At 51.2% G+C, this 23,425-nt stretch carries 24 protein-coding genes and 1 tRNA gene; 18 read left to right on the top strand and 7 right to left on the bottom strand.

Features of this window, described 5'->3' with window-relative positions:
* Nucleotides 1-4 precede the first annotated feature (4 nt).
* Together Mal48_RS01110 and Mal48_RS01105 are read right to left on the bottom strand one after the other, a co-directional pair.
* Nucleotides 5-1,282 (bottom strand): adenylosuccinate synthase, encoded by a 1,278-nt coding sequence (locus Mal48_RS01110; RefSeq protein WP_145195292.1) that lies wholly within the window; start codon nucleotides 1,280-1,282, stop codon nucleotides 5-7.
* Between the two features lie 405 nt (nucleotides 1,283-1,687).
* Nucleotides 1,688-2,083, bottom strand: a complete 396-nt coding sequence (locus Mal48_RS01105) for a Dabb family protein (RefSeq protein WP_145195290.1) — start codon at nucleotides 2,081-2,083, stop codon at nucleotides 1,688-1,690.
* 479 nt (nucleotides 2,084-2,562) lie between these two features.
* Here Mal48_RS01105 and Mal48_RS01100 point away from each other — a divergent pair, with 479 nt between their 5' ends.
* The 5 genes from Mal48_RS01100 to Mal48_RS01080 all read left to right on the top strand — a co-directional run bounded on the left by Mal48_RS01100 (nucleotide 2,563) and on the right by Mal48_RS01080 (nucleotide 8,254).
* On the top strand, nucleotides 2,563-3,594 hold the full coding sequence (locus Mal48_RS01100) for an acyl-CoA desaturase (RefSeq protein ID WP_145195288.1): 1,032 nt from the start codon (nucleotides 2,563-2,565) through the stop codon (nucleotides 3,592-3,594).
* A 313-nt stretch (nucleotides 3,595-3,907) separates the two neighbouring features.
* Nucleotides 3,908-4,519: a hypothetical protein gene (locus Mal48_RS01095; protein ID WP_145195286.1), complete on the top strand. Its 612-nt coding sequence runs from the start codon at nucleotides 3,908-3,910 to the stop codon at nucleotides 4,517-4,519.
* Entirely contained in the window at nucleotides 4,516-6,183 is a 1,668-nt protein-coding gene (locus Mal48_RS01090; protein ID WP_145195284.1) for a thioredoxin family protein, read from the top strand. Before Mal48_RS01095 ends, Mal48_RS01090 begins: the two co-directional genes overlap by 4 nt.
* A 69-nt stretch (nucleotides 6,184-6,252) precedes the next feature.
* Nucleotides 6,253-6,918, top strand: a complete 666-nt coding sequence (locus tag Mal48_RS01085; RefSeq protein ID WP_145195282.1) for a hypothetical protein — start codon at nucleotides 6,253-6,255, stop codon at nucleotides 6,916-6,918.
* Between the two features lie 292 nt (nucleotides 6,919-7,210).
* The gene (locus tag Mal48_RS01080) at nucleotides 7,211-8,254 is read left to right on the top strand and encodes a tRNA dihydrouridine synthase (RefSeq protein ID WP_145195280.1); all 1,044 of its coding nucleotides are present in this window, start codon (nucleotides 7,211-7,213) and stop codon (nucleotides 8,252-8,254) included.
* A gap of 120 nt (nucleotides 8,255-8,374) precedes the next feature.
* Here Mal48_RS01080 and Mal48_RS01075 read toward each other — a convergent pair whose 3' ends face one another.
* From Mal48_RS01075 to Mal48_RS01060, 4 genes are read right to left on the bottom strand one after another with little or no spacing between them, the layout of a single operon-like run.
* Nucleotides 8,375-8,632, bottom strand: a complete 258-nt coding sequence (locus Mal48_RS01075; RefSeq protein WP_145195278.1) for a hypothetical protein — start codon at nucleotides 8,630-8,632, stop codon at nucleotides 8,375-8,377.
* On the bottom strand, nucleotides 8,625-10,724 hold the full coding sequence (locus Mal48_RS01070) for a transglutaminase family protein (RefSeq protein WP_145195276.1): 2,100 nt from the start codon (nucleotides 10,722-10,724) through the stop codon (nucleotides 8,625-8,627). Before Mal48_RS01070 ends, Mal48_RS01075 begins: the two co-directional genes overlap by 8 nt.
* Complete coding sequence (locus tag Mal48_RS01065) at nucleotides 10,721-11,956, bottom strand: DUF58 domain-containing protein (RefSeq protein ID WP_145195274.1); 1,236 nt, start codon at nucleotides 11,954-11,956, stop codon at nucleotides 10,721-10,723. The genes Mal48_RS01070 and Mal48_RS01065 overlap by 4 nt, the downstream gene beginning before the upstream one ends.
* A complete protein-coding gene (locus tag Mal48_RS01060) occupies nucleotides 11,953-12,906 on the bottom strand; it encodes an AAA family ATPase (RefSeq protein WP_145195272.1) in 954 nt (317 codons plus the stop codon). Before Mal48_RS01060 ends, Mal48_RS01065 begins: the two co-directional genes overlap by 4 nt.
* 325 nt (nucleotides 12,907-13,231) lie before the next feature.
* Between Mal48_RS01060 and Mal48_RS01055 the strand changes: the two genes are divergently transcribed.
* The 13 genes from Mal48_RS01055 to Mal48_RS00995 all read left to right on the top strand — a co-directional run bounded on the left by Mal48_RS01055 (nucleotide 13,232) and on the right by Mal48_RS00995 (nucleotide 22,362).
* Nucleotides 13,232-13,984 carry a DeoR/GlpR family DNA-binding transcription regulator gene (locus Mal48_RS01055; RefSeq protein ID WP_145195270.1) on the top strand — a complete coding sequence of 251 codons (753 nt, stop codon included), beginning with the start codon at nucleotides 13,232-13,234 and terminating at the stop codon, nucleotides 13,982-13,984.
* A gap of 66 nt (nucleotides 13,985-14,050) precedes the next feature.
* Nucleotides 14,051-14,776 carry a phosphate propanoyltransferase gene (gene pduL, locus Mal48_RS01050; protein WP_145195268.1) on the top strand — a complete coding sequence of 242 codons (726 nt, stop codon included), beginning with the start codon at nucleotides 14,051-14,053 and terminating at the stop codon, nucleotides 14,774-14,776.
* 102 nt (nucleotides 14,777-14,878) lie between these two features.
* A complete protein-coding gene (locus tag Mal48_RS01045; protein ID WP_145195266.1) occupies nucleotides 14,879-15,175 on the top strand; it encodes a BMC domain-containing protein in 297 nt (98 codons plus the stop codon).
* Nucleotides 15,176-15,261: 86 nt separating this feature from the next.
* A complete protein-coding gene (locus tag Mal48_RS01040) occupies nucleotides 15,262-15,525 on the top strand; it encodes a BMC domain-containing protein (protein WP_145195264.1) in 264 nt (87 codons plus the stop codon).
* Nucleotides 15,526-15,647: 122 nt separating this feature from the next.
* Nucleotides 15,648-16,835 (top strand): acetate/propionate family kinase, encoded by a 1,188-nt coding sequence (locus Mal48_RS01035; protein WP_145195262.1) that lies wholly within the window; start codon nucleotides 15,648-15,650, stop codon nucleotides 16,833-16,835.
* Between the two features lie 235 nt (nucleotides 16,836-17,070).
* A complete protein-coding gene (locus Mal48_RS01030) occupies nucleotides 17,071-17,391 on the top strand; it encodes a EutN/CcmL family microcompartment protein (RefSeq protein WP_145195260.1) in 321 nt (106 codons plus the stop codon).
* Nucleotides 17,388-17,867 carry a hypothetical protein gene (locus tag Mal48_RS01025; RefSeq protein WP_145195258.1) on the top strand — a complete coding sequence of 160 codons (480 nt, stop codon included), beginning with the start codon at nucleotides 17,388-17,390 and terminating at the stop codon, nucleotides 17,865-17,867. Before Mal48_RS01030 ends, Mal48_RS01025 begins: the two co-directional genes overlap by 4 nt.
* Nucleotides 17,868-17,938: 71 nt before the next feature.
* The gene (locus tag Mal48_RS01020; protein ID WP_145195256.1) at nucleotides 17,939-19,465 is read left to right on the top strand and encodes an aldehyde dehydrogenase family protein; all 1,527 of its coding nucleotides are present in this window, start codon (nucleotides 17,939-17,941) and stop codon (nucleotides 19,463-19,465) included.
* Between the two features lie 101 nt (nucleotides 19,466-19,566).
* On the top strand, nucleotides 19,567-19,824 hold the full coding sequence (locus Mal48_RS01015; protein ID WP_145195254.1) for a EutN/CcmL family microcompartment protein: 258 nt from the start codon (nucleotides 19,567-19,569) through the stop codon (nucleotides 19,822-19,824).
* 57 nt (nucleotides 19,825-19,881) lie between these two features.
* Nucleotides 19,882-20,553 (top strand): hypothetical protein, encoded by a 672-nt coding sequence (locus Mal48_RS01010; RefSeq protein WP_145195252.1) that lies wholly within the window; start codon nucleotides 19,882-19,884, stop codon nucleotides 20,551-20,553.
* Between the two features lie 34 nt (nucleotides 20,554-20,587).
* Nucleotides 20,588-20,896 (top strand): EutN/CcmL family microcompartment protein, encoded by a 309-nt coding sequence (locus tag Mal48_RS01005; RefSeq protein WP_145195250.1) that lies wholly within the window; start codon nucleotides 20,588-20,590, stop codon nucleotides 20,894-20,896.
* Between the two features lie 78 nt (nucleotides 20,897-20,974).
* Nucleotides 20,975-21,859, top strand: coding sequence for a class II aldolase/adducin family protein (locus Mal48_RS01000; RefSeq protein WP_145195248.1), 885 nt, complete (start codon nucleotides 20,975-20,977; stop codon nucleotides 21,857-21,859).
* A 429-nt stretch (nucleotides 21,860-22,288) separates the two neighbouring features.
* Nucleotides 22,289-22,362: transfer RNA gene (locus Mal48_RS00995), tRNA-Ile, on the top strand.
* A gap of 90 nt (nucleotides 22,363-22,452) precedes the next feature.
* On the opposite strand, the gene Mal48_RS00990 is transcribed toward Mal48_RS00995, so the two are convergent.
* Nucleotides 22,453-23,415, bottom strand: a complete 963-nt coding sequence (locus tag Mal48_RS00990) for a tyrosine-type recombinase/integrase (RefSeq protein WP_197441943.1) — start codon at nucleotides 23,413-23,415, stop codon at nucleotides 22,453-22,455.
* Nucleotides 23,416-23,425: the final 10 nt, after the last annotated feature.

Below are 23,425 nucleotides of genomic sequence, written 5' to 3'. Positions count from 1 at the left end.
CCGATTATAAAATAACGGTTTGTTCGCGATCTGGACCGATCGAAACGAAGCCAACTTCAGATTCCAGAAGTTCGGAAACAGAGTCGATGTAGTGGCGAGCTTCCTTCGGGAAATCTTCGAGTCGGCGAACATTGGTGATGTCGGTTTTCCACCCGGGGAGCGTTCTGTAGATCGGCTTCGCGGCTGCGAGGTCGTCAAGTTGGCTCGGGAAGTCAGTCGTTCGCTCACCATGAATTTCGTAGGCTTCGCAGATTTTGACTTCGTCGAGCTTACTCAGAACATCGAGCAGCATCACTGCGATGCAATCGATCCCGCTCACTCGGGCACCGTGTGCGGTCGCGACAGCATCGAACCAGCCACAGCGACGCGGCCGACCGGTCACTGTGCCGTACTCGTTCCCTTCGTCGCGAATATGTTGACCGGTTTCATCTTCCAGTTCAGTCGGACAGGGACCACCGCCGACACGTGTTGTGTAGGCTTTCACGACTCCAATCACGCGGTCAATCATTCGACTCGGGATACCGCTTCCCGCTTGAATTCCGCAACCTGAACTGTTCGACGAAGTCACATACGGGAAGGTTCCGTGATCGATATCGAGCAGGCTTCCCTGAGCTCCCTCAAAGAGCATGGAACTCCCGTTTTTAAGCTCGCGATGGAGATACGACGTCGTATCGATGACAGAGTCTTTAAGCTGCTCAATGTAACCCAGGTACTCGTCGTAAATCTCCTGAACCGAAGGGAGACTGACGGACGGATCGAAGGCTTTGAGGATGATGTTTTTGGCTTCAACGATATCTTCAAGCTTTTCGCGGAAGAGCTCGGGGCGGAGTAAATCTCCAATACGGATGGCATGAGCGCGACCGATTTTGTCTCGATAACAAGTTCCGATTCCGCGCATGGTCGTGCCGATGGCTTGATCGCCGCGACGTGCTTCGAGAATCGCTTCCTCAGCGACGTGATAAGGAAAAATCACATGGGCTTTATCGCTAATGAAAAGTTTGCCGAGCTGAACGCCTTGAGACTTGATCGATGCGATTTCGCCGAGCAATGCTTTGGGATCGATCACGACACCATTGGCGATCACTGATGTCGCGTCCGGTCGCAAGATTCCCGACGGGAGCAGAGAGAGTTTATAGGTCTCTCCACCAAACATGACGGTATGCCCTGCGTTATTCCCACCTAGATAGCGGACTACAATCTCGTGCTGGTCGGCGAGAATATCAACAATTTTGCCTTTCGCTTCGTCTCCCCATTGGAGCCCCACGACTGCCGTCACTGCCATAACAATTCCTGAATTTCAAAAAGCATTCTAGTGATCGCGTCGAAACGATTCGCGCGAAAACTGCCCGCAGTAAAAGTTATCTGATTTGACACAGCACTGTACGTCCGCGAGGCAGAACCTGTTTCGTTGACCCGAGAGTGGGATCGCAGCAGCTCATGTGCTTTTGCGCATTAAAAATCCGTCAAGAGATCCTGACGGATTATTCCCGAATCAAATCAAGTTTAGAGTCTTCACCGGCAACATGCACGCGCAGCCAGTGAACTGGTTCCGCAATCCGAAAGATGGATATGGAAAGCCAGAAACTTTGTGGCAATGCGATCGATCATGCCCGATCCGTCTCTCGATTCATAACAATCAGGGTGATGTTGGAATCGGCGACGGATTCGAAATTCTTGCTTGGGATTCTTACTTTGCCCAGAAATCGACAACTGTCACATCTTTGAGAATCGGCTTAAGCTTGGCAACAAATGCCTGATGGGCAGGATGAGGGAGATAGGCATCCCGGTCTTTCTCAGACTTGAATGTCACAATAAAACAGTGCGTGTGCGTCTTATTCAGACCTTCAGGACTGTTGTTCAGCCCCCATTCATAGTCCTGAATTTGCTTAATTTTCTTAGGAAGTTGACCAAATTCATGGACGATTTCGTCGACTTGCTTCTCCGTTGCGGCATCAGCAAAAGTGAATAATACGACGTGTCTCAGCACTCTTGGCTCCTTCTCTTCGGCTTGCATCTCACTGTTTACTAAGCCGACAAAAACGACTGACAGAATCAGGCAGTAAATGGTCTTCGAGATTTTCATAGTCCGAATTCCTTTGAATGAGAACGTTTCGCAAATTTTTTCAAGGCTCAGCATACCGACACGAAGCGATTTTGAACAGTCACGAGTACCGTAAACCGTTTGACACAAACGGGTTTCGACCCGGTGACATTTCTGTGACAGAAGCTGCGCAACTTTGACGAAAGTTTCGCCTCCCCCTGACACTTTACCCCCGAAACTTCTGATATAAGACCAGCCTCGTTGAGTGCGAAGCTTTCCCAGAGCACCTTTCGATTTGGTGTTCAGGTTCAGCCTCGTGGCGAACAGCATTTTTTAGAACAGATCCTGAAACTTGAATTTGCTCTCTCAAACGTCGAGAGAAGCAGCGATTCCAAAGATCTTCGGACTGGTTCTAGAGAAACGCGTTCTTCACGGGCACGCATTAGAGCAAATTGCTCCAGGCAAGTCCCGCACCAGCTGACTGACTGATATTACATGACTGAAATGAGGATAAACTCAATATGTCAACACTCATAGAACGACCAGAGACTGATTCCGAAGACGAGGCATTTGCCCCCACTGTCGAAGTCGAGCAAGTCAACGAAGACCAGCTCATCGATGGTGTCGATGTCGATGCCCTGCACGAAAAATTCGAGGTCGAAACTCAACCCAAAAAGCAACTCAGCCAAGCTGCCCAGGAACGCCAGGAGATTCTGGACTTCTTTTCACCAAACAGGCTCGCATGGAAAAATGTCGATCCAGTGGTTGCCAGCTGGATGGTTGCTATGCACGTCGGAGCATTGATTGCTCCATTTTACTTCACATGGCAAGCACTCGCTGTGGCGGTTGTCCTGCATTGGCTCACCTGCAGTATCGGAATTTGCCTGGCGTACCATCGCTGCCTGTCTCATCGATCATTGAAGCTGAAATGGCCATCGAAAGTCGTCGCAACCTTCTTCGGCGTCATCGCTGGCGAAGGTGGACCTCTCCGCTGGACAGCAACTCATCGCGTGCACCACGGACAATCCGACCAAGAAGGCGATCCACACTCACCACTTGAAGATGCCTGGTGGGCACACCTGTGGTGGATGATGCTCAAGCATCCTAAACGTAAAGATGAATTACTCTTCAAGCACTATGTTCCAGATCTCACAAAAGACAAAACACTCGTCTTCTTCGAAAAGACATTCCCACTATGGTTGTGGGCGACCGGCCTGACACTCCTGTTCGTTGGCGGTTTGCCAATGCTTCTCTGGGGCTTATGTGTACGTGTTGTTCTTGCATATCACAGTACATGGTTGGTCAACTCCGCAACACACCTCTGGGGATACCGCAACTACGAAACGACTGACGCATCTCGCAACTTGTGGTGGGTCGCTGTCGCTGCATACGGCGAAGGCTGGCACAACAACCATCACGCTCACCCACGTCTGGCACGAGCCGGTCACAAATGGTGGGAACTCGATCCGACCTGGTGGGCAATCAGCTTCCTGCGGTTCATTGGACAAGCCGTTGATGTCGACGACCGCATCCCGGAAAAATCACAGGCGTAACAACCTTCTTCTTTGCAAATAAAATGAGCCGTACGCTTCAGCTGAAGTGTGCGGCTCATTTTTTGCGCGACCACTCACGTACAGGTAGAACAACCTATCTGTGTGACACGACAGCAAATTCATTATTGGTTTAACGTTCTGCCTCGTGGCGAGCAGTCTATGAAGTCATGAAAGTGAGCTTCACAGGCAAGACCAGCATTGAAACTGCTCTACCGTGTGCCCGTGAAGAACGCATTTCTCTAGTAAAATGCTGTTCGCCACGAGGCTGATCCTGCAAATCAATTCGAAAGATGCTCTTAGGTGGTCGCGACTGATGAATTTTCAACCTGGTGACATCGCAGCCTGCTACGGCAGCGACTGGACTGGACGTTTCATATCCCTTGGAACAGCCTCTTTTTTCTCGCCTCCCAAACTTCTCTTCGGCCCTTCACACGTCGCCATTCTCTGTGAAGTTCAGGGCGATTTAGTCTGGGTTGAATCGACAACACTCTGCCGTTCGCCATGTTTAATTCGAGGCGAACCTGTTGCCGGAGCACAGGCACATCGGCCGAGAGACCGCATCAACGACTATGTGCTGAATGCGGGAAAAGTCGATCTCTATCGATTGACGCCAATCAACAAACTCTCTGCTGCGGAATCGCAACTCCTCTCAGCCATATTAATTAACCATTTCGTACGCAGCGGCAAACAGTACGACATGGCAGGTGCCCTGCTCTCCGGGACTCGGGCGTTTCAGCTTTCTCGCCTCTTCCCCGGGGCGAATCTTGATGAACTCTTCTGCTCGGAACTCGTCGCTGCTGTTGCGATGCGCTTGAACCGCATGAATCACAGCAACCCGACTCGCTTTCACCCTGCCAGACTGATGCGGCAACTCGTCCGCTCCGGAAAATATCACTTCGTGGAAACGATTCAGGAAGAACTATGAACTCAAAGCAAATCTCAACGAAATGTTGGCCCCTCGTTTTCGCACTCTTACTCTCCCCGTCTACTCTTGCAGAGAACTTCACCTGCGCCGATCCAGCAATCGCAATAGCTGCCGAGAAGGCACGACTTGAATCTGCCATCTTCTGGACAGGCTCCCCGCTTCCGGGAGACTGGTTTCGTCCCTGTCCAATCTCAGTCCGCAACGCCCAACACTCAGGCGGAGGAGTAACTCGATTTCGCTTCGAAAATGGAGAAGTCTTCGACTGGTCGATGACTCTTGAAGGTCCGCACGCATTATTGCTCAGGGATGTCATTCCTCACGAAGTTGACCACGCTGTCCGGGCCTCGCTAGTCCGGCACCCAATCGAACGCTGGCTTGACGAAGGCTGCGCAACACTGTTTGAATCCGAGGAAGTAAAAAACTCTCTCCGAGAAGCCGCACTGAAGGTTCCTTCGGAAGCCATCACCAAACAATGGCTCAGCGATCTCGACTACCCACAGAACCCCGAAGCGATGGCCACTGTTTACTCGATCGGCTTTTCGCTCGTCGAGTACCTTCTCACCTTAGCCCCCCCTCCGACTCTTCTTGAGTTCCAGCGAATCGAAGCCCCCATCGAATCGCGATTGATCTCAGTTTACAAAGTGACGATCCCGGAGTTCCGCGCTAACTGGGAGGAGTGGCGAACGAAGCCCTCGCAGATTCAGATAGCGTTTCGTTGTCAGTGTCGAGACCAATCGAAACCACTGCTTATCGTTTGGACCGCGAAATGGTGTGCGAACTGTCGACAGTTTTCGCATGCCTGGGACTCCAACTCTTCATTTCGCGCCGAGCTTCAAAACGCCTTCCATATTCATGTTCTGGATTACGATCAACACCGCGACTTGGCAATCAGACACAACATTCAACACCTGCCGACCTTTCAAACTCGACTGAGCAGGATCATCGGCTTCGAAAGTAAAACTTCTCTGCTGAGTCAGCTGCTCGAACCAACAGAGCCACTCAAGAAAAATTCAGACAAGCAGGACTCCCATCCAGAAAGCGGTAAAACTCAGAACAGTAACACCGAAAGCGAGAACGCTGTAAGCAGCGATGCAAAGATCGCTCCTCCGGAAGAAACTCTGAGTGACGAAATTCAAAGCAAAGAGAAGCTGGAGCAAGAGCCGAAGCAAAAGCTTTCGGAATCAGCCAAGCCAGAAACTGCTCAGCCGTCTCGTTTTCAATGGCTGAAAAACTGGATTCCGGTCAGTTCCAGTTTTTTATATCAAGCGGGAATTCTCAGCGGAACAGCAGCGAGCGGAGGCTTAGCGGGCTTTGCACTTGCAGTTTTGCCACGTCTTTTAGCAAGAAGAAAAACGAAGATCGCTCACGCCTCCAAGCAAAGCCTGCCTTCAGAGGAGAGGAGCGTATTGATTTCCAAAGTCCCCTTTCCCCGCCAGTTGGATGAAGCGAGTGAGCTTCTTGCGATCCGGCAATCAGAGGGACGTGTGGCAGTTCTTGATGCGTTACGAGGAATGTTTCTCGACGACGAACTGGAAAAAATCACCTCGACCGCAGACGAGAAAATCAAAACCGCGCTCACCCAGCTGAAGTCCTCAATTGATCAGCGGGTCGATGAAGTCGCACCACTCTCGACACGAGTTGAAGCAAACACCAACGATTTGTGAGGCATCAAAGCATCCCACGAAAACAAACTGATGTCCAACCTTCACCAAACCTGAAACGGAGTTCTCTCAATGCCTATCGGCGATCCCGGAAAAGAACAATTTCGACGAGCAATCGTCACCATGCGCAACCTGCACATCGCAGCTGCCCTCTCTCCCCTCTTCACGATGCGCGCGGAACTGCTCGCCAATGATGAACTCTCTGACCGTGGAGGCTTCGACGATCCGACCAAAGATCATCTTGTGAACTTACTGGTCCATTGCGACCGTTGGCGACGCCGGGTCACTCACAATCCAGACAACGAATCGCTTGGAGACAAGATTGAAGTCGCTATCGACTCCAATACTTCTCTCGAAGTCGGAGCCAATCCTTTCGGTGGTGACGATATCCAGAACCAATCGGGTGGACTGATCGATCTTCCGTTTGCAGTCGATGGGAGCGATCCTGATATACCGATTCAGTCACAACTCAAACTGAAAAGCACTCATGCAATCGTATTACTGGGAGCCCTCGACAAAACGATTGTGGCCTGGACACGGCTGAACAGTCGCGACCGAACCCGTTTCATCACACGCTACGATTCCATGAGAATCTACGGCCATTACCAAGAGCTCCTTGGGTATCTCGACGCCTTTGGCGGCGATCAGAACCGCGTTGATATCGCTCAGGTGCTTCCCTCAGAGGAACCACTCGGGCCGAACGACAGCCCAAATCGACGCACGGAATCCGCAGGATAAAGTTTTGCATTCTGCACTGCGTTTCAACATCTCCTACATTCTCGCTTGACTGAGAAGCTCTCGCGATCTCGTATAGCAGAACGATAAGGAGCCGGTGTGAGTACCCTCAATTCCTTGCACCTCGCCCCTTGGTGCTCAACCAGCCGCCTCAAAGTTGCAGACAACTCAATGCAAAACTGGTAAATGCAAAACTGGTTCATCGCTGGTTCGATCGAGGGAGGCTCTGCTATCTTATGGTGGCAGAGCCTTCTTTTGTTCTTTGACTGACTTACTTGAGTTTCGCGAAATCTCAATGCCTGTGACATCCCCCCCGCTGCAAATTGGACAATTGCAACTTGAACATCCATTTGTGCAAGCTGCTCTCAGCGGGTACAGCGACTGGCCAATGCGGTCACTTGCCCGATCTTATGGAGCGTCGTACACCGTCGCTGAGGTGATGATTGACCGTTTTGTGAACGAGGTAAAAGGGTCAGGGAAAACAAATCACTACTTTCGAGTCGAAGAGGCCGATCATCCCGTCGGTGCTCAATTGATGGGGTCCGCCCCTGAAATGTTCGTCCCTGCAGCCCATCGGCTTGTCGATGCGGGATTTGATGTCATTGATATCAACTTCGGCTGCCCAGTGAAATCTGCAATCGGCGGATGCCGAGGTGGTTACCATCTCAGTCAGCCTGCAACGGCTATCGAAATTATCAAGCGTGTCCGAGACGCGGTCCCCATCGAGACTCCGGTCACCGTGAAGATGCGACGCGGTATTGATGAAACAACTGAAAGCCGTGACAATTTTTTTCACATTCTGGAACAAGCTTATTTAGCGGGTGTGGCTGCCATTACAGTTCATGGTCGGACTGTCGAACAAAAATATCGGGGCCCCAGCAATTGGGATTTTCTTCGAGAAGTGAAGCAAGCAGCCGGGGAGAGAATCGTCCTCGGATCTGGAGACCTGTTCTCCGCTGAAGCGTGCGTGAGCATGCTGGAACAGACCGGCGTGGATGGTGTCACCATCGCCCGAGGTGCCATCGGCAATCCCTGGATTTTCGAGCAGGCACAACAACTGCTTTTCGACAATATCACCCCAGTCCCACCAACGATCCAGCAACAGCGAATTGCGTTAGAGAGGCACTTCTCGCTCGCCCAAGCCCACGACTCAGCTTCAGCCTTGGGCTCCATTCGAAAATTCGGCTTTAAGTATGCCCGGCTCCACCCTGAAGCTGACGAGCTTCGGAAAGCCTTCGGAAAGTCGAAAACCGTTGACGACTGGGACAAGTTAATCAGGAAATTCTACACCCAGGACGGCCCTGGTCAGTTCCCAAATGTTGATGAAGCACAAAGCTGATCCGTCTTCAAGAATCGCTGAAGAACAAAAAGAGAATGCAGACCACATTCAAAACTCTTGAACCTGCTGCAAAAGCCCTATCTTTCAATGACGCCCTGTTCTGCCGCAGAGCTTTGCCGTTCAATAAACATCAGAGAGTCGTGAAAGGCTGACGACTCGGTCTTTCTGAACGAGCACTCGTTTTCGATTTGGGGCGAGTCCATGCGTGCGGATTTCGTGAACATAAACTTCTCGGGTCGAACTGCTGTCACGAAGATCGTGAACATCGACATCTTTTAAAGCGAGATAGCGATGGTCCTCTTCGACGAGCGTGCCGATAAAAATAAACGGGCTCGACATATCGAGCACTACAACCTGGTCAAGAAGTTGCTCAAGCATTGGCCATGTCCCCGGTTCTCGCCCGATTGATTCTCGTGAAACGTTTCTGGTTCAATGTTTCCCGCTCCGCTCTCAACGCTTCGACATTCTCCCTGCGCGTTCCGGGTCGATAGCGACAAACTGTATACTGACGGTACCAGTCTGCCAGTCGGGCAGCATGTGCACCCTCTAAATCCAAGGCGATTCTCTCTGCGAATCGCGTGGATGTCTCTCCAGGCTCACGCTGAAACCCAATTCGAGACATCATTTTATCCATCTTCTGCCGCTCTATAACCAGATCGGGCCACTCTTCCGACTCATCAAATTCCAGTGTAGGATCTCTTCGGACTCGACGCTTCAGAAGCAACTGGAGCCCGATCCCCACACCGATCGCCACGATCCCCCACATTAGAGGTTGCAATAAAAACCAGAGAGCCTGAAGGTAATTTCCACGAACAAATTTGTCCTGCAACGAACGACAATAATGTGCAACCGCTTCGCGGCGATTTTGCCAAACATCTGTTTGAGAGGGACTTGGAACTCCGGTTTCTGGTGTCGACTCAACGAGCACCCACCGTTGTTCTTCAGAATCGTACGCCTCCACCCAGGCATGCGCATCCTTTCTTCGTGCCACCCACATCATATCCACCTCACTCTGTTCCTGAGCGAGATAACCTGTGACATATCGCGATGGGACTCCCCCAAGTCTCAGCAGAATGGCACTGGCGGTTGCAAAAAATTCGCAATGGGCGGGCGGACGATGTTCCAGAAAATACCCCAGCGGATCTTCACCTCTGGGAAGATCGACTCCCAATCGATATTGAAAATTTCTCTGGAAGTATTGTTGAACAAGCTGAATTTTCGCTTGCGGAGATTCCGCACCAGCGAAGAGTTCTTGTGCTACCTGAACAACACGTTCGTCGAGGTGACCAGGGAGTTGCAGAAAATCACTGGAGACAACTTCTCCATCACGGCTCGGCTTTGAATCGACAATGACAGAGTAAGAGACAACGTTTGGTTCATTTTGGCGAGCCACGATCCGATTACGATCAACAGAGACAGGCTTTGAACGGCAAGTGAAAGCAACCGCTTCGAGCGGTGCAAAACAATGCCCTGCAGTTTTACGCTCGACCGGCCAGACATTGATGATTCGATTCTTCTTCGGAATCGTTTCGGAGACCAAATACAAGTGCTCGTCATCTGGGAACTCAGCAGAGAGTTCGCCAGAAACGCTTTCTCGCGGACTCGGAGCCAAAGTTCGACTTCGCTCTGTCGTCACCCAACGGTTCATTTGGAATTCATTAAACACCTTTCCCCGCAGGTAACCGGGCATCGCATCGGACTCGACACGCAGTGCCACCTTTTCTCCGCCATAACTTTGCCAGCTGGAAATATCGCTGAGCCCACCTCGATTGGAAAACCCATTTCTGGCAGGGCCACGATCCCCAATCGCCAAGTAACCGTTTACGACCCTTTCGAAAGCATGTTCGTATCGATGAAGCAAGAGCGACAACGATGTTCCCAACGCAGCCGAACCGATTAGCACTCCCCACATAATGGAGTTTCGCCAAAGCGATCCTCTCGGTTGTCTGACCTGAGAAAACCGGCGTGACTTCATCGAGAACAGCATGCTCATGAATAGAAAGCATTGAGTCATCAGCAACATTGCCAGTCGCCGAAAGCCATTCAAACGAACATTACAAGTGCAGACGAGTCCGATCACCGCGAACACTAAAAATGATGTCGGTAATTTCTCACGGTTCTGTTTGCGATATAAGTGACACAGTTCCACGACGACACAGAACATGGCGACTTCATAAGTAAAGTCGGTGAACAGAAATCTGTCGTCCAAATCGAATTCTTTTGGCGCAAAAGAGTACTTCACCACGAAGACAGCACCGAGGAGAAAAACCCAGAAGTCACCTGGAAGTGAAATCAGCCAGCCTTTCTTATGTGCGAACAGTCCACAGCAGGCGAGTACAGCAGCACAAACAGAAAACGTTGCCGCTTCCATCATGATGAAGAGCACTGCACATTGAATCAAAATCACCCCCACAGCTGCCGTTCGCTGGGAACTGAAAAACGTCCGATATTGTGCCGCTTTGTGATTCACAACTCGCGAACCTCACCAAGAAGAATCGCTCGTGGATTGAGAGTTGTGAACTCTCCTTCATCGTACGGAACGGGAATGTCTGGCTCGGACTCCGAGACCAACAACAGACGAACGGCACAGCCAGACTCGACAATGCCGCGGACAAATTGCTCTCGCGATTCGTCCCAGTCAACAAAAACGCAAAACACAACTGAAACATCTTCCAACGAATCGGCGATCACAGGAGCCAACTGCGAAAGCGATTCAGAATTCGTCAACTCGGTAACTGAAAGAACCTCCATCACGCTCTCGAAGTGTGTCACCCCCGCAGCTGGCTGAAAGAGAAAGAGATCCGCCCCTGCCAGAAAGACTTCGACAGACGCATCATGCTGGTCCATCTGATGAGCGATCGCTGCAGTCAGGCTGACAGCAGCATCTAACCTCAAACGATCTTTCCTCGCTCGCCCCCAACGACGCGGAAGATGGGTATCGAGGAATATGGCAGCCTGTGAATTGAATTCATCCTGATATTCACGAACAACTGGTCGCCCCACTCTTGCCCAAGCCTTGAAGTCGAGACGCCTGACCGGTTCTCCGGGAGTGTAATCTCGATTCCCAATGTATTCAGGAGAATCTCCAACACGGATTTCGGCACTCACTCCGTCTGCCTGTGACTTACGTGAAAACGGAACCTCAAATTGCTCAAGTGGTGAAAACGCAGGCAGAACCTGCAACTCCCACTGGTCGGTTTGAGCCTTTCCAAACCGCATTAAATTAAATGGAAACGTACTGTGTATTCTCGCTCCCGGCAGAATATAGTTGCCACGCTTTGAGGCCTGAACAGTGACTGGAAGTGTCATCTGCTTCCCCTTGGGGATTGATGGAATGGAATAATCCGCATCAAGATGCCGCATCCCTTCAGGCATTTGCAGCAACGCACACATAATATCGCAAGCTGGAAACATGCCGACATTCGTAATGTCCACATAGCCAGTGACCGACTCGCCTTCGATGACCTTCTCTGGAAACCACGCCTTCAGCTCCAGCTTCGGCCTTAGCAATATTCCCGTCGTTTCGATAAATCCAAACAGGCAGACCCAGCCACAAAAAATCTGATAGACCGGAATCTCGATCGTCACGCCACCTAAAGCACCCAAGAAAATCCCCAAGACAGCGACCCGTCCAAACGGAGTCATCTTGAAACCGACCAGAAATCTGGTCAGCCGAACCATCAATGGGACACGACGTTTCATACCGGAACTGGAACCTCACTGACAATTTGCTGAACGACCTGTAAACGAGTCAGACTTCCGTAGCGTGCCTTTGGAGTTAAGCTCAAGCGATGCGGCAACACATGCTGAGCCATCTTCTGAATATCATCCGGGATCACAAAATCTCGACCAGCCAGATACGCAGCTGCCTGGACTGCGCGAAAGAACATGAGACTGCCGCGCGGACTGACTCCAAGTTTCAACATCGGGTGAGTTCGAGTCTCTGCGACAAGGTCGACGAGATACCGGGCAAGGCTTCGTTCCATCTGAACTTCCCGGACTGACTTCTGAATCTCAGTGACCTCTGCCATCGTCATGACGACCTCAACAGAATTAATAGGGAGCGTCACTGCCCTATCATAAAGCATCTCAATTTCCATGTCAGGCTCGGGATAGCCGACATGAAGTTGCACCAGGAAACGATCCAGTTGCGCTTCCGGGAGCGGATAGGTTCCATGAAAATCGACCGGATTTTGAGTCGCCAGTACAAGGAACGGCGAGGGCAAGTGATGCCGCACACCTTCAATTGTCGCCTGCCCCTCACTCATCGACTCCAACAGTGCAGACTGCGTTCTCGGAGAAGCCCGATTGATTTCATCTGCCAAGAGGATACTGCAGAAGATCGGCCCCTTTTTGAAAGTGAAGCTGCCATCCTTGGGAGAATAAACAGACGAGCCAAGAATATCTGACGGGAGTAAGTCAGGCGTGAACTGCACGCGACGAAATTCCGCATCAAGAGACCGCGCCAGCGCCTTCGCTAAAGTTGTCTTCCCGACTCCGGGGACGTCCTCCATCAACACTGACCCGCCCGCAAGTAAAGCAATCAAAAGAATCTCGATCGTTTCGTCTTTTCCGCGGATCACTGCGGAGAGGCTTCTGCGAAGAGCATCGAGCTTCTCTAATCGAGAGGTTGCCAAAAGTTCACCACCCATCTGAATTCTTCCACCTTCTAAGTGAAACGACTGTGCCACCTGAATCGGTCGTTGGGATTCCCTCAGTCGAATGAAGAGTAGTGAGAGAAAGGAGTTCGCTCCAGTTAGTACGGTAAAAGAAACCAATTTGTGATGAGGAATTTGACTTTTTCAGTCGACTCAAACTGAAGAGAACGTTGCTGTCATCATTTCCATGAAAACCGCAACACCGATGAAACTTTCTGAAAGATTTTGACAACTACTGGTCATTTCGAGTTGAATATCAATCCCACAGACGGCAAAATCAGAGAACTTAGAGAACTCACGCAAAACGGGTTTAGTTACCGTGCTCGTTGAAGAAAGACGCGATGAAATCACGCAAGTCATACAATCCAAGGGATTTATATCTCTAGGAGAGCTTTCTTGTGCAATTAATGTCAGCGAATCCACGATACGGCGAGACCTGGAATATCTTGAAGGCATTGGGCAGGTACGACGAACACGTGGGGGAGCATCGTATGTTGGCGATGCCCTGACCGGCTTCGACGTCCGAAGAAACCTCGCATCGACTGAGAAACAAAAAATTGGTCGTGCAACAGCAGAATTCATTGGTCGGCAGGAGACGATCATCCTTGATGGTGGAACCACAACCCTGGAAGTGGCGAAACATCTTGCGGGCAAAGGCTTGCAAGTGGTGACAAACTCACTTCCGATCGCGAACCATTTAGTCGGAGTTGCGGACGTTGAGCTGATTTACCTTGGCGGATACGTCTACCCCAAAACCGGAGTCGCATTGGGAGAGTTGACGATAGAAGCCTTGAAACGTGTTCACGCCCGACGACTCATCATGAGCGTTGGCGGGATTACTGAGCGGGGGCTCTTCAATACCAATTCATTGCTGGCGGAAACAGAACGTCAGATGATCGAATCTGTCGATGAAGTGATCGTGGTCGCTGACCACACCAAGTTCGGACACTCTGAACTGGCTCACTTGGGACCTCTCGATATCGTTCACAAAATGGTTGTCGACGAAAACACCCCGGAAGAATGGTTAACGCGACTCAAAAAACTCAACATTGAGTGCATCGTCGCCAAGTAACAGTCGTACCAAGAATAACGAAACACGCAGCCAATTATTTCGTTTGAAACAAGGGATGCCCCAAACATGTCAGCGGTTGGAAATACTCTTTCTCGAAGTGACGTCGAACGTGTTGTCCGCTCGGTCTTGAACCGTCAATTCCAAGGTGTGGCACCTCAGCAGCAAGCCCCCGTAACTGGCAAGCCAAACCCTCTGAAAGTCAACATCTCTGCTCGGCACTGCCACCTCACCGAAGAGCATGTCGAAATCCTGTTCGGCAAAGGTCGCACTCTCACGCCGATGAAATGGCTGTACCAGGAAGGCTATTACGCAGCTGAGGAAACCGTTGCCATCGTTGGACCACGTCGCCGAATGTTACCTGAGGTCCGCGTTTTAGGTCCCTGCCGCGGAGCATCACAAGTTGAACTCGCCTTCACCGATGCAATTTCGCTGGGTCTGGACCTCCCTGTCCGCATCAGCGGAGACACTGCTGGTACTCCCGGTTGCCTGATCGTGGGTCCAGCTGGCAGCATCGAACTCAACGAAGGTGTTATCAGAGCCATGCGACATGTTCACATGTCGCCCGCCGACATGGCAGCTTATGGAGTCCAAGACAAAGATCTCATGCACTTGCGAGTCGAGTCTCCCAGCTGCACGACCGTCCTTGAAAATGTTTCGGTCCGAGGGGGAGACAACAAGATCAAACTTGAAGTCCACCTCGACACCGATGAAGGCAATGCCATCAACCTGACCAAAGCGACAAACGTCGAATTGATCAAACCCAACAGCAGCGCCTGTGCCTGCCACTCATAAACTTTGGGGCTCGCAGTTTAGCATTCAGGGAGCTTCCCGAAGCTTGAACTCAAACCCCGGTACCATTTCCAACCCCTTGATCCTTACTTGGAGAAAAATGCTATGGCTAAAGTTTCCGAAGCCCTCGGAATGATCGAAACGAAGGGACTCATCTGCCTCATCGAAGCAGCTGATTCTGCACTCAAAGCTGCCAACGTTGAAATGGTTGGCTGGGAAAAAGTCGGCAGTGGTCTCGTCACCATCTTCCTGACAGGCGATGTCGCAGCTGTCAAAGCTGCCGTCGATGCTGGTGCCGGTGCTGCCAGTAAAATCGGCGAAGTTGTCAGTGTCCAGGTCATTCCACGACCGCACGAAGAGTTGGCAGCCATCCTCCCATCCAAGAAAGCGAGCTCGAAATAGTTTCCGTCTCCGTGGATACCGCAGTCTTCGAGAAGAACATTGTGACCACGTTTAGACAACAGACACTGTTTGATCAAGGAATCAAAATGAACGAAGCGATTGGAATGGTCGAGACCAAAGGCCTGATTGCGACAATTGAGTCGTCGGATGCGATGCTGAAATCAGCAAACGTCTCCCTCGTGAAGCAAGTCCAAATCGGTGGCGGATTCGTCACCACAATCATCAAAGGCGATGTCGGTTCCGTCCGCGCCGCTGTCGATGCCGGTGCCGCTGCAGCCTCCAAAGTTGGCGAACTCGTCAGCGCACACATCCTGCCGCGTCCAGCGAATGGATTGATGGAAAACTTTTAAAGAACTGTTCCTGAAACCTGGTTTTGTTCTCCTTTTGACTGAAGAAAGCGTTCATTCCAAAGGTTTCTGGACCGGTTAAAGTTCGCCGGACACTTAAGTGTCCGCCCCAATGGAGTGCACTTGTGAAGATCCTGGTGGCAAATCTCGGCTCGACGAGCTTCAAGTACCGACTGTTCGACATGGAAACCGAGCAGCAGTTGGCACGTGGAGGAATCGACCGGATTGGAGAAGATGCAGAGTCGAATTGTGTCGTTGAAATTGGAAGCCATGCTGCCAAAGAAACCAAACACATTCCAGACCACGCTGCCGCTGTGCAGATGTGTCTGGATCAACTGATGCACTCCGACACCGGTTGCCTGAACTCCGTCGATGAAGTCGCTGCGATTGGCTTCAAAGCGGTCTTCGCTGGCAAGTTGAGTGGTATCAAGATCGTCAATGAAGAGCTGTTGCAAGCGATGGAAAACCTCGCTGACGTTGCTCCTGCTCACAATCCGCCATATGTCCGGGCGATGCGTCAACTTCAGGCATCATTTCCGAAGATCCCCCTGGTGGCAGCGTTGGAAACTGCCTTCCACGAAACGATCCCGGAAAAGTACCGAACTTATTCAGTCCCTTACCAATGGACTCAGCAATACGAAGTTCTTCGCTGGGGATTCCATGGAGCAAGTCATCGCTTCATTGGAACGAGAATGGCAGAACTACTCGGGAAAGAGGACGCGAAAGTCATTTCGTGCCATCTCGGAGGGAGTAGTTCAATTTGTGCCATGCTCGGTGGTCTGTCGCAATCGACTTCAATGGGAATGACCCCACAATCAGGATTGCCGCAAAACAATCGCGTTGGAGATTTCGACCCATTCGCACTGCGACTCGTGAAACGCCTCAGCGGCAAAGATTACGACGAACTGTTAGATGAATTGTCGACCCAGGGAGGCCTACTCGGACTCAGTGGTGTTTCCAACGACTGTCGAGATATCGAAATCGCAGCTGCCAACGGTAACGAACAGGCACAGCTTGCTGTCGATGTTTATGCCGCGGACATCAAGAAGTACATCGGTCAGTATCTTGCAGTCTTAAACGGGGCAGACGCACTCGTTTTCACAGGAGGCATCGGAGAGAACAGCGACACGATTCGTAGCAAGGTCTGCGAAGATATGACCTTCGCAGGGATCGAACTCGACAGCGACAAAAACAGTTCCACTCGAGAGGAAGGAAAAATCTCCGCTGACAACAGCAAACTCCAAATCTGGATCGTCCCCACGAACGAAGAACTCGTCGTCGCCAGACAGACTGCGAAGCTCGTCCAAAATTGAAGACTTTCCACTCGATTAAAAATCGTGATTGAGAAAACGTCTGAAAAGGTTCCTGTGACTAAATCGACTAGAAAAAACCTCCCTGTTCATTCAGTCAATATATTGACTGATTTAAGACTGACAGGGGTTCGAATTGAATTCCTGTTGAACTTCCATGTGGAAATGATGTGAGATGGAATTAAAGACGCCTCCACGAACTTCCTCCATCTCTCCGTGACTCAGTGGTAATACCAAAATGTTTTTAGCCAAAATCACCGGGAACGTCACATCGACGCACAAAGTCAACACGATGGTTGGCCAGAAATTGCTGATCGTGGAGCCGTTGCGGATTGATGAACAGAACAAGAGTTCACTCAAACCGACAGGACGAACGTTCATCGCCGTCGATGCCGTCGGTGCTGGTGAAGGAGAAGTTGTCCTGATCGTGCAGGGGTCAAGCGCCCGATTTACAGAGGATACGAAAACACTTCCAATCGACTGCGCCATCATCGGCATCGTCGATAATGTTCAAGTCGGCCACAGTGCCATCTTCGATGCGGGAGATGACTCAGCATGAACAGGCACTCCAGAACACCAGAGGCAATTCTCCGAACATCACAGCTCATCGCAGCTGCATTGATTGTGGGAGTTGTGGCGTTTTGCGGAGTCGCATTTTTTGCTGTCGGCGGAATGAATGTCGCGAGCGATGGAACCTTAGTCAGTGCAATCATGGCAGCAGTGACTCTGCCACAAATTGTCATGTTCTTTTTCGTCTCAGCATTCGTCACAGAACAAGTTATCGACAACCAATATGGTCGCCGAAGTATTCCGGTCACGCCGGAAAACAAGCCGTATCAGGTCATGCAGATGCGAACCATCATCGGCTTCGCCCTCCTTGAAGGTGGCTGCTTCATGAATATCGTCGCCTACATCCTTGAGAAAAACTGGTGGTCGCTGGGAATTGTCGGCACGCTTGTTTTATTCATGCTGACAAATTTCCCCACGAAAACCCGCTTTAAACATTACGCCGAATCACAGCAAGCTTATTCGTAAGACGACCTTTAGCCAAAGACTTGAAGTCTCTGGCTAAACCAATTGTTCGCCCAATACGAGATGAATTAAACATGAACACAACTGAACAAACAATTCGATCCGTCGTTGAAGAAGTTCTGGCGGAATTGGGAAAATCACCACGACAAGTCAATGGTGGACAGCTGACCGGTTCACCAGCGTTGAATCCTCAATCAAACCCGAACGGCATTCCAGTCGTCTCGAATGGAACAGCATCACGGACGAGTGCCGCTTCAAACGGGTTTAGTGGTGGCGGAAACTTCGGCGTTTTCAGCTCCGTTGATGAAGCAGTCGCTGCTGCCAATGCAGCTTTTCAGCAACTGAAGAAGAAAACAATTGCTGACCGAAAAACCGTGATCGACATCGTCAAAAACATGTGCGATGAACGTGCCGATGAGTGGGGCCAGAAAGAATTCGACGAAACAAAGATCGGTCGACTCGATCACAAGAAAGCGAAACTTCGCATCATCAAACAAGTCCCTGGAGTCGAATGGTTCAATCCAACCTGCTTCAGCGGCGACCACGGGATCGCACTCGAAGAACGTGCCCCATTCGGAGTCATTGGTGCGATCACACCGGTGACGCACTCACTCCCGACACTCGCTGGTAACATCGTCAATATGGTGGCAGCTGGAAACAGCATCATCTTTAACCCGCACCCCTCGGGAAAACGAATTGCCTGCGAAGGCGTTCAGGCATTCAACAAAGCCATCGCTGAAAAGATCGGCATCGAGAATCTGATCACCATTATCGGTGAACCGACAATTGAATCAGCCAACGAAATTTTCCATCACCGCAACGTTCGCATGCTCTGCGTCACCGGTGGCCCAGCAGTTGGACGAGCCGCTCTGGGAGCCAGAAAACGCGCAGTCGTCGCCGGACCGGGGAATCCTCCAGTCGTAGTCGACGACTCAGCTGACATCGAAAACGCAGCGAAATCGATTGTGGCTGGGGCTGCATTCGACAACAACCTGCTGTGCATTGGCGAGAAGGAAGTCTTCGCAGTCCAAAGTATCTTCGACCAGCTGATGGAAGCGGTCGGTCGACATGGCGGGTATCGCTTAAATGCTCAGCAAACAGATGCCCTCACGAAGCTTGCATTTGCTCCTCCGAAAGAACCGGGTGGTCACCCTGTTCTGAATCGCGATTTCATTGGAGCAGACCCCGCAGTTCTAGCTCAGCACATCGGTCTCAGCATTCCGCAAAACACGGAAATCCTGTACGCCGAAACCGACACCAGCAACCCGTTTGTTCCAGAAGAACAGATGATGCCGTTCATCCCATTCGTACGAGCCCGCGACACGATGCACGCCATCGAACTCGCCTATGAATTCGAACATGGTTTCGGCCACACAGCCATCATTCACTCACGAAATGTCCACGCAATGACTGTGATGGGCAAATTAATGGACACAACTTTGTTCGTCAAGAACGGTCCTTCAATGGCTGGCCTGGGCCTCGGCGGAGAAGGCTACCTCTCCTTCAGCGTCGCCACTCCCACCGGAGAAGGAGTCACCAACCCTGGAACATTCACAAGAACCCGAAGATGCGTCATGGTCGACGAACTGCGAGTGGTCTAGAGAGGTTTTGATAAAGGTGTTCGCGGACACAAATTCGAAAAATGACACAGAGAAACTTAAGAAGTCCTTTAAACCCTAAGACCCTTTAGCCCTTAATTCAGATGCAACTTGCCTCCGTCATCGGTCATGCCACCTCGACTGTCAAACACCATTCAATGAATGGTTGGCGACTGCTCGTGGTGCAACCATTACTGACAGACCGTGGCCGGGACGGAACTCCCATCCTGGCAATCGATGAACTTGGCAGCCAAGTCGGTCAAGATGTGATGATCTGCTCTGATGGCAAAACGATCGGAGACGCAATGGGAACACAAACATCACCAGTTCGCTGGATCGTAATCGGACAACCTGACGACTAAAACAGCCCCAACATTTGTCTTGACGTCCTGCCTCGTGGCGAAAAGCATTTTTTGTTCATGACACTTTCAACAACCACCATCGACCGGATCGTCGCCAACGTACTGAGCCAACTCAGTACGCCTGACGAACCTGTGCACGAAGTGTCGCCCTCTCCCGAAGAAGCCAGACAACCGCCTCAGCACCAACTTTCAAATAACGTCATCACTGCGGAGCAACTCGAAAGCATCCCAGCTGGTCAAACGGTTTTTGTTCCGACGAAAGCAATTATCACCCCTGCTGCAGTTGATGTTGTTCGGGAACGAAAATTAACCATCGAACGAACAAGCCACTCGCCGGAATCACAACAGAGCAAGGCAACGAACCAGGCGGCAACATCAAACCACCTCAGCATCGCGATTGTACGGCATACGGAAAATGTTCAGCAGGCGATTGCCGAACTGGGCGACGTCAACAAAGAACTCGTCAGTTGCCCTGACGATGCAGCCAAGTTTGCAATCAGTGAACTTTGCCGAACCGGAGCAGGCACAGTCCTGATCTTCGCTGAGCAAACCCACAGAGCAGCCTGCCTGACCAATCGAAACAGCAAAGCGAAAGCCGTCGTCGCTAATGACTCCGGCGAAGTCAAGAAAATCCGCAAACAACTACGAGCCAACGTCTGGTGTATCGACCCCACGAATCGTTCGTATTTTGAATTGAAGAACCTGTTGAAAGTCATCTGCAGTAAGTAGCAACGAAAAAACTAACCTGACTGATTCCTATCCCATGCGTATCGGCGAAGTCATCGGCAAAGTGACACTTTCAAGATGCCATCCATCTCTGAATGGAAGCAGCTGGAAAGTCGTAGTCCCGCTCGACCTCCCTGCCCTGATCGGCGAAGAGGGCGGACGTGGCGAACCGTTGATTATCTTCGACGAACTCGGCTCGGGAGAAGGTTCAATCGTTGCGATTAGTGAAAGCGCGGAAGCTTCGGCTCCGTTCTATCCAGACAAAAAACCAATCGACGGCTACTGTGCAGCCCTGCTCGATGTTGTCGATATCAAAAATGTCTCGGGACTAAAGCCTGGTGACTAGCGAGTTCTCAATCCCCTCGTCACTAGAAACACCCCTTGACCAGAAACACTCAACCTTAGACCGTGAAAAGAGAAAGCCATGTATCACCCACTCTTCAACAACCCAGAAATTAAAGAATGGATCTGTGAGATTGGTCGACGGGTCTACACCAAAGGTTTTGCAGCTGCCAACGATGGAAACATCTCTTATCGCGTTGGTGAAAACGAAGTTCTCTGCAGCCCAACAATGATCTGCAAAGGGTTCATGAAGCACGAAGATATCTGCATGGTCGACCTGAAAGGGAATCAGCTCGCCGGTATCAAGAAACGAACGAGCGAAATCCTGCTCCACCTGGCGATCATGGAACATCGCCCCGACGTCAAAGCTGTTGTTCACTGCCACCCGCCACACGCCACCGCATTCGCTGTCGCACGTGAAGCGATCCCACAATGTGTGTTGCCGGAAATTGAAGTCTTCATGGGCGAAGTCCCGTTGGCTCCTTACGAAACTCCAGGGGGACAAGAATTCGCAAACACGGTTGTGCCTTTCTTGAAATCAACGAACACGATCATCCTGACCAACCACGGAACAGTCAGTTTCGGAAAGACGCTCGAAGAAGCGTATTGGAAAACAGAAATCCTTGATGCCTACTGCCGCATCCTGATTTTGTCCAAAGAAATTGGCGGAATCACTTATCTCAACGAGCAGAAATCTCGCGAATTGCTAGACCTCAAAAAGAAACTCGGCTTTGACGATCCTCGCTTCCACATGGAAGACTGCGACCTGTGCGGCAACACCGCGTTCCGGGAGGGCTACTCGGAAAACAACGTGCCTGCTCCGCAAACAACAGCCTTCTCAGCTCCCCCTTCTTACCCCGGTTATTTGCAACAACCTGCCAACGCCGGACAGAATCCCGCTGGAAACATGGACGCACTCGTCAAAGCGATCACCGATGAAGTTCTTGCAGCTTTGAAAGCTTCCTGATCAACATCGAAATCGACACAAAGAACATTTTCGCCAGTGACATTATCGACGGTGACACATTCGCAAGAGTGGCATGTTCCCTCGCGTGGTCGATCTGATCGACCTGCGAATGAGGTCTCCTTCGAAGTGATCTCCCCCGCCAAAATCGCAGATTCGCCGTTCAGTCGCATTCCCTCAACTCCCTGTGACGCGGGGAATCGAGGACTGAACGCTACGATAGAGCACAGAATCCTGGAATTCCTTGAACCTTCTTTCTCGTAAAGTTGTCGGAACATTGCTTGCCGTCCAACGATAAAATAGACTTCGCCAATCACCTCATCCTTCATTCAGAATGATGAAGCGCGACTGCCCTGAGCCACCACTCACGACAGTCATCCGGCAGAAAAAGTTTCAGACAAAGAGACCGACACAAAACACGAAAGTGTTCGAGGGGCTGTAGCTCAATCGGTTAGAGCAGCGGACTCATAATCCGTTGGTTGTGGGTTCGAGTCCCGCCAGCCCCATTCGCACAAGTCGTTGAATGGAAGCCACTTAGGGGATTTCAAAGAAACGAGAGAAATCGTTTTTTCGGCCCTGGTTACTGGTTTGGTTACCTATTTGGCCGATTCGTGCACACGCCACATCGTCCGGGCCGTATCTTCGGCATTGGCCCCAACGTAATAACTCAACGTCGTTTCAATGCTGTCGTGACGCATGATTTCCTTGAGAACGGCCGGCATTACATGTCGAGACCAACGGAAGCCGAACGAACGCCGCAAATCATGGGGCTTGACGAACTGCCCCGGCTGCGTCTCGACTTCGGACGCCCTCCCGATCTTGACGAGTTGCTTCCCAATCCAATCAAACGCCGGCCGTTGGCCTTTCTTGCCGGCCGGATTGAAGACATAGCCGGCCGGTTTGGGATCCCCTAAGAATTCCGAAAACTCTGGCGACATCGGCAAGAGTCGATTGCGAAAGCCCTTTTCCGCTTCGGCCTCGATGCTGAACATAGGCCGCTCATAGTTGAGAAGATCGACGCAAAACGGGCTTTCGTGCCACGTGAGCCGGCAAGCTTCCCCGAGCCTTAGACCGGAAAACCATAGGCCATCAATCAAGTGCTGCCAGCTTGCCGCCCTTGCTTCGCCGACAATCTCGGCCGCCGCGTGTCTGTATCGGTCTTTCTCTTCTTCAGTGATCGGACGGCCCTTCATCTTTTGGGCCGTGGCCCGCTTAGGCATTGGCACATCTGGCATTTCCGAAACAAAGCCGGACGAAACGGCCCAACGAAAGAACGCTTTCAAGTGCCTGGAATGGCTCTTGACTGTGTTTTCGGTCCGGCCCTGAGATCTCAGAAACGCTTGCCATTCCAGAACATCCCGGCCGGTGATGGAAGATAGAAAGCCGGGCCGTTGCGACTGCTCAAAGCTGTTGCACGTTGCCCGTGCTTTCGCTGCCGTTGCCTTTGAAAGCGTTGACAGATGCAACGAAAAATAGGACGCCCGAAGCTCTTTCCATGTCGTCTTATTCGCCGGCCTGTAAACGCCTTCAAAGAGCTCGGCCTCCCACCGGGCCGCCATCCGTTCCGCT

It is taken from the genome of Thalassoglobus polymorphus (assembly GCF_007744255.1).
GTDB classification, from domain to species: Bacteria; Planctomycetota; Planctomycetia; order Planctomycetales; family Planctomycetaceae; genus Thalassoglobus; species Thalassoglobus polymorphus.
The sequence above is the reverse complement of the archived record's forward strand: the minus strand, read 5'-3'. Positions and strand labels throughout refer to the sequence as shown.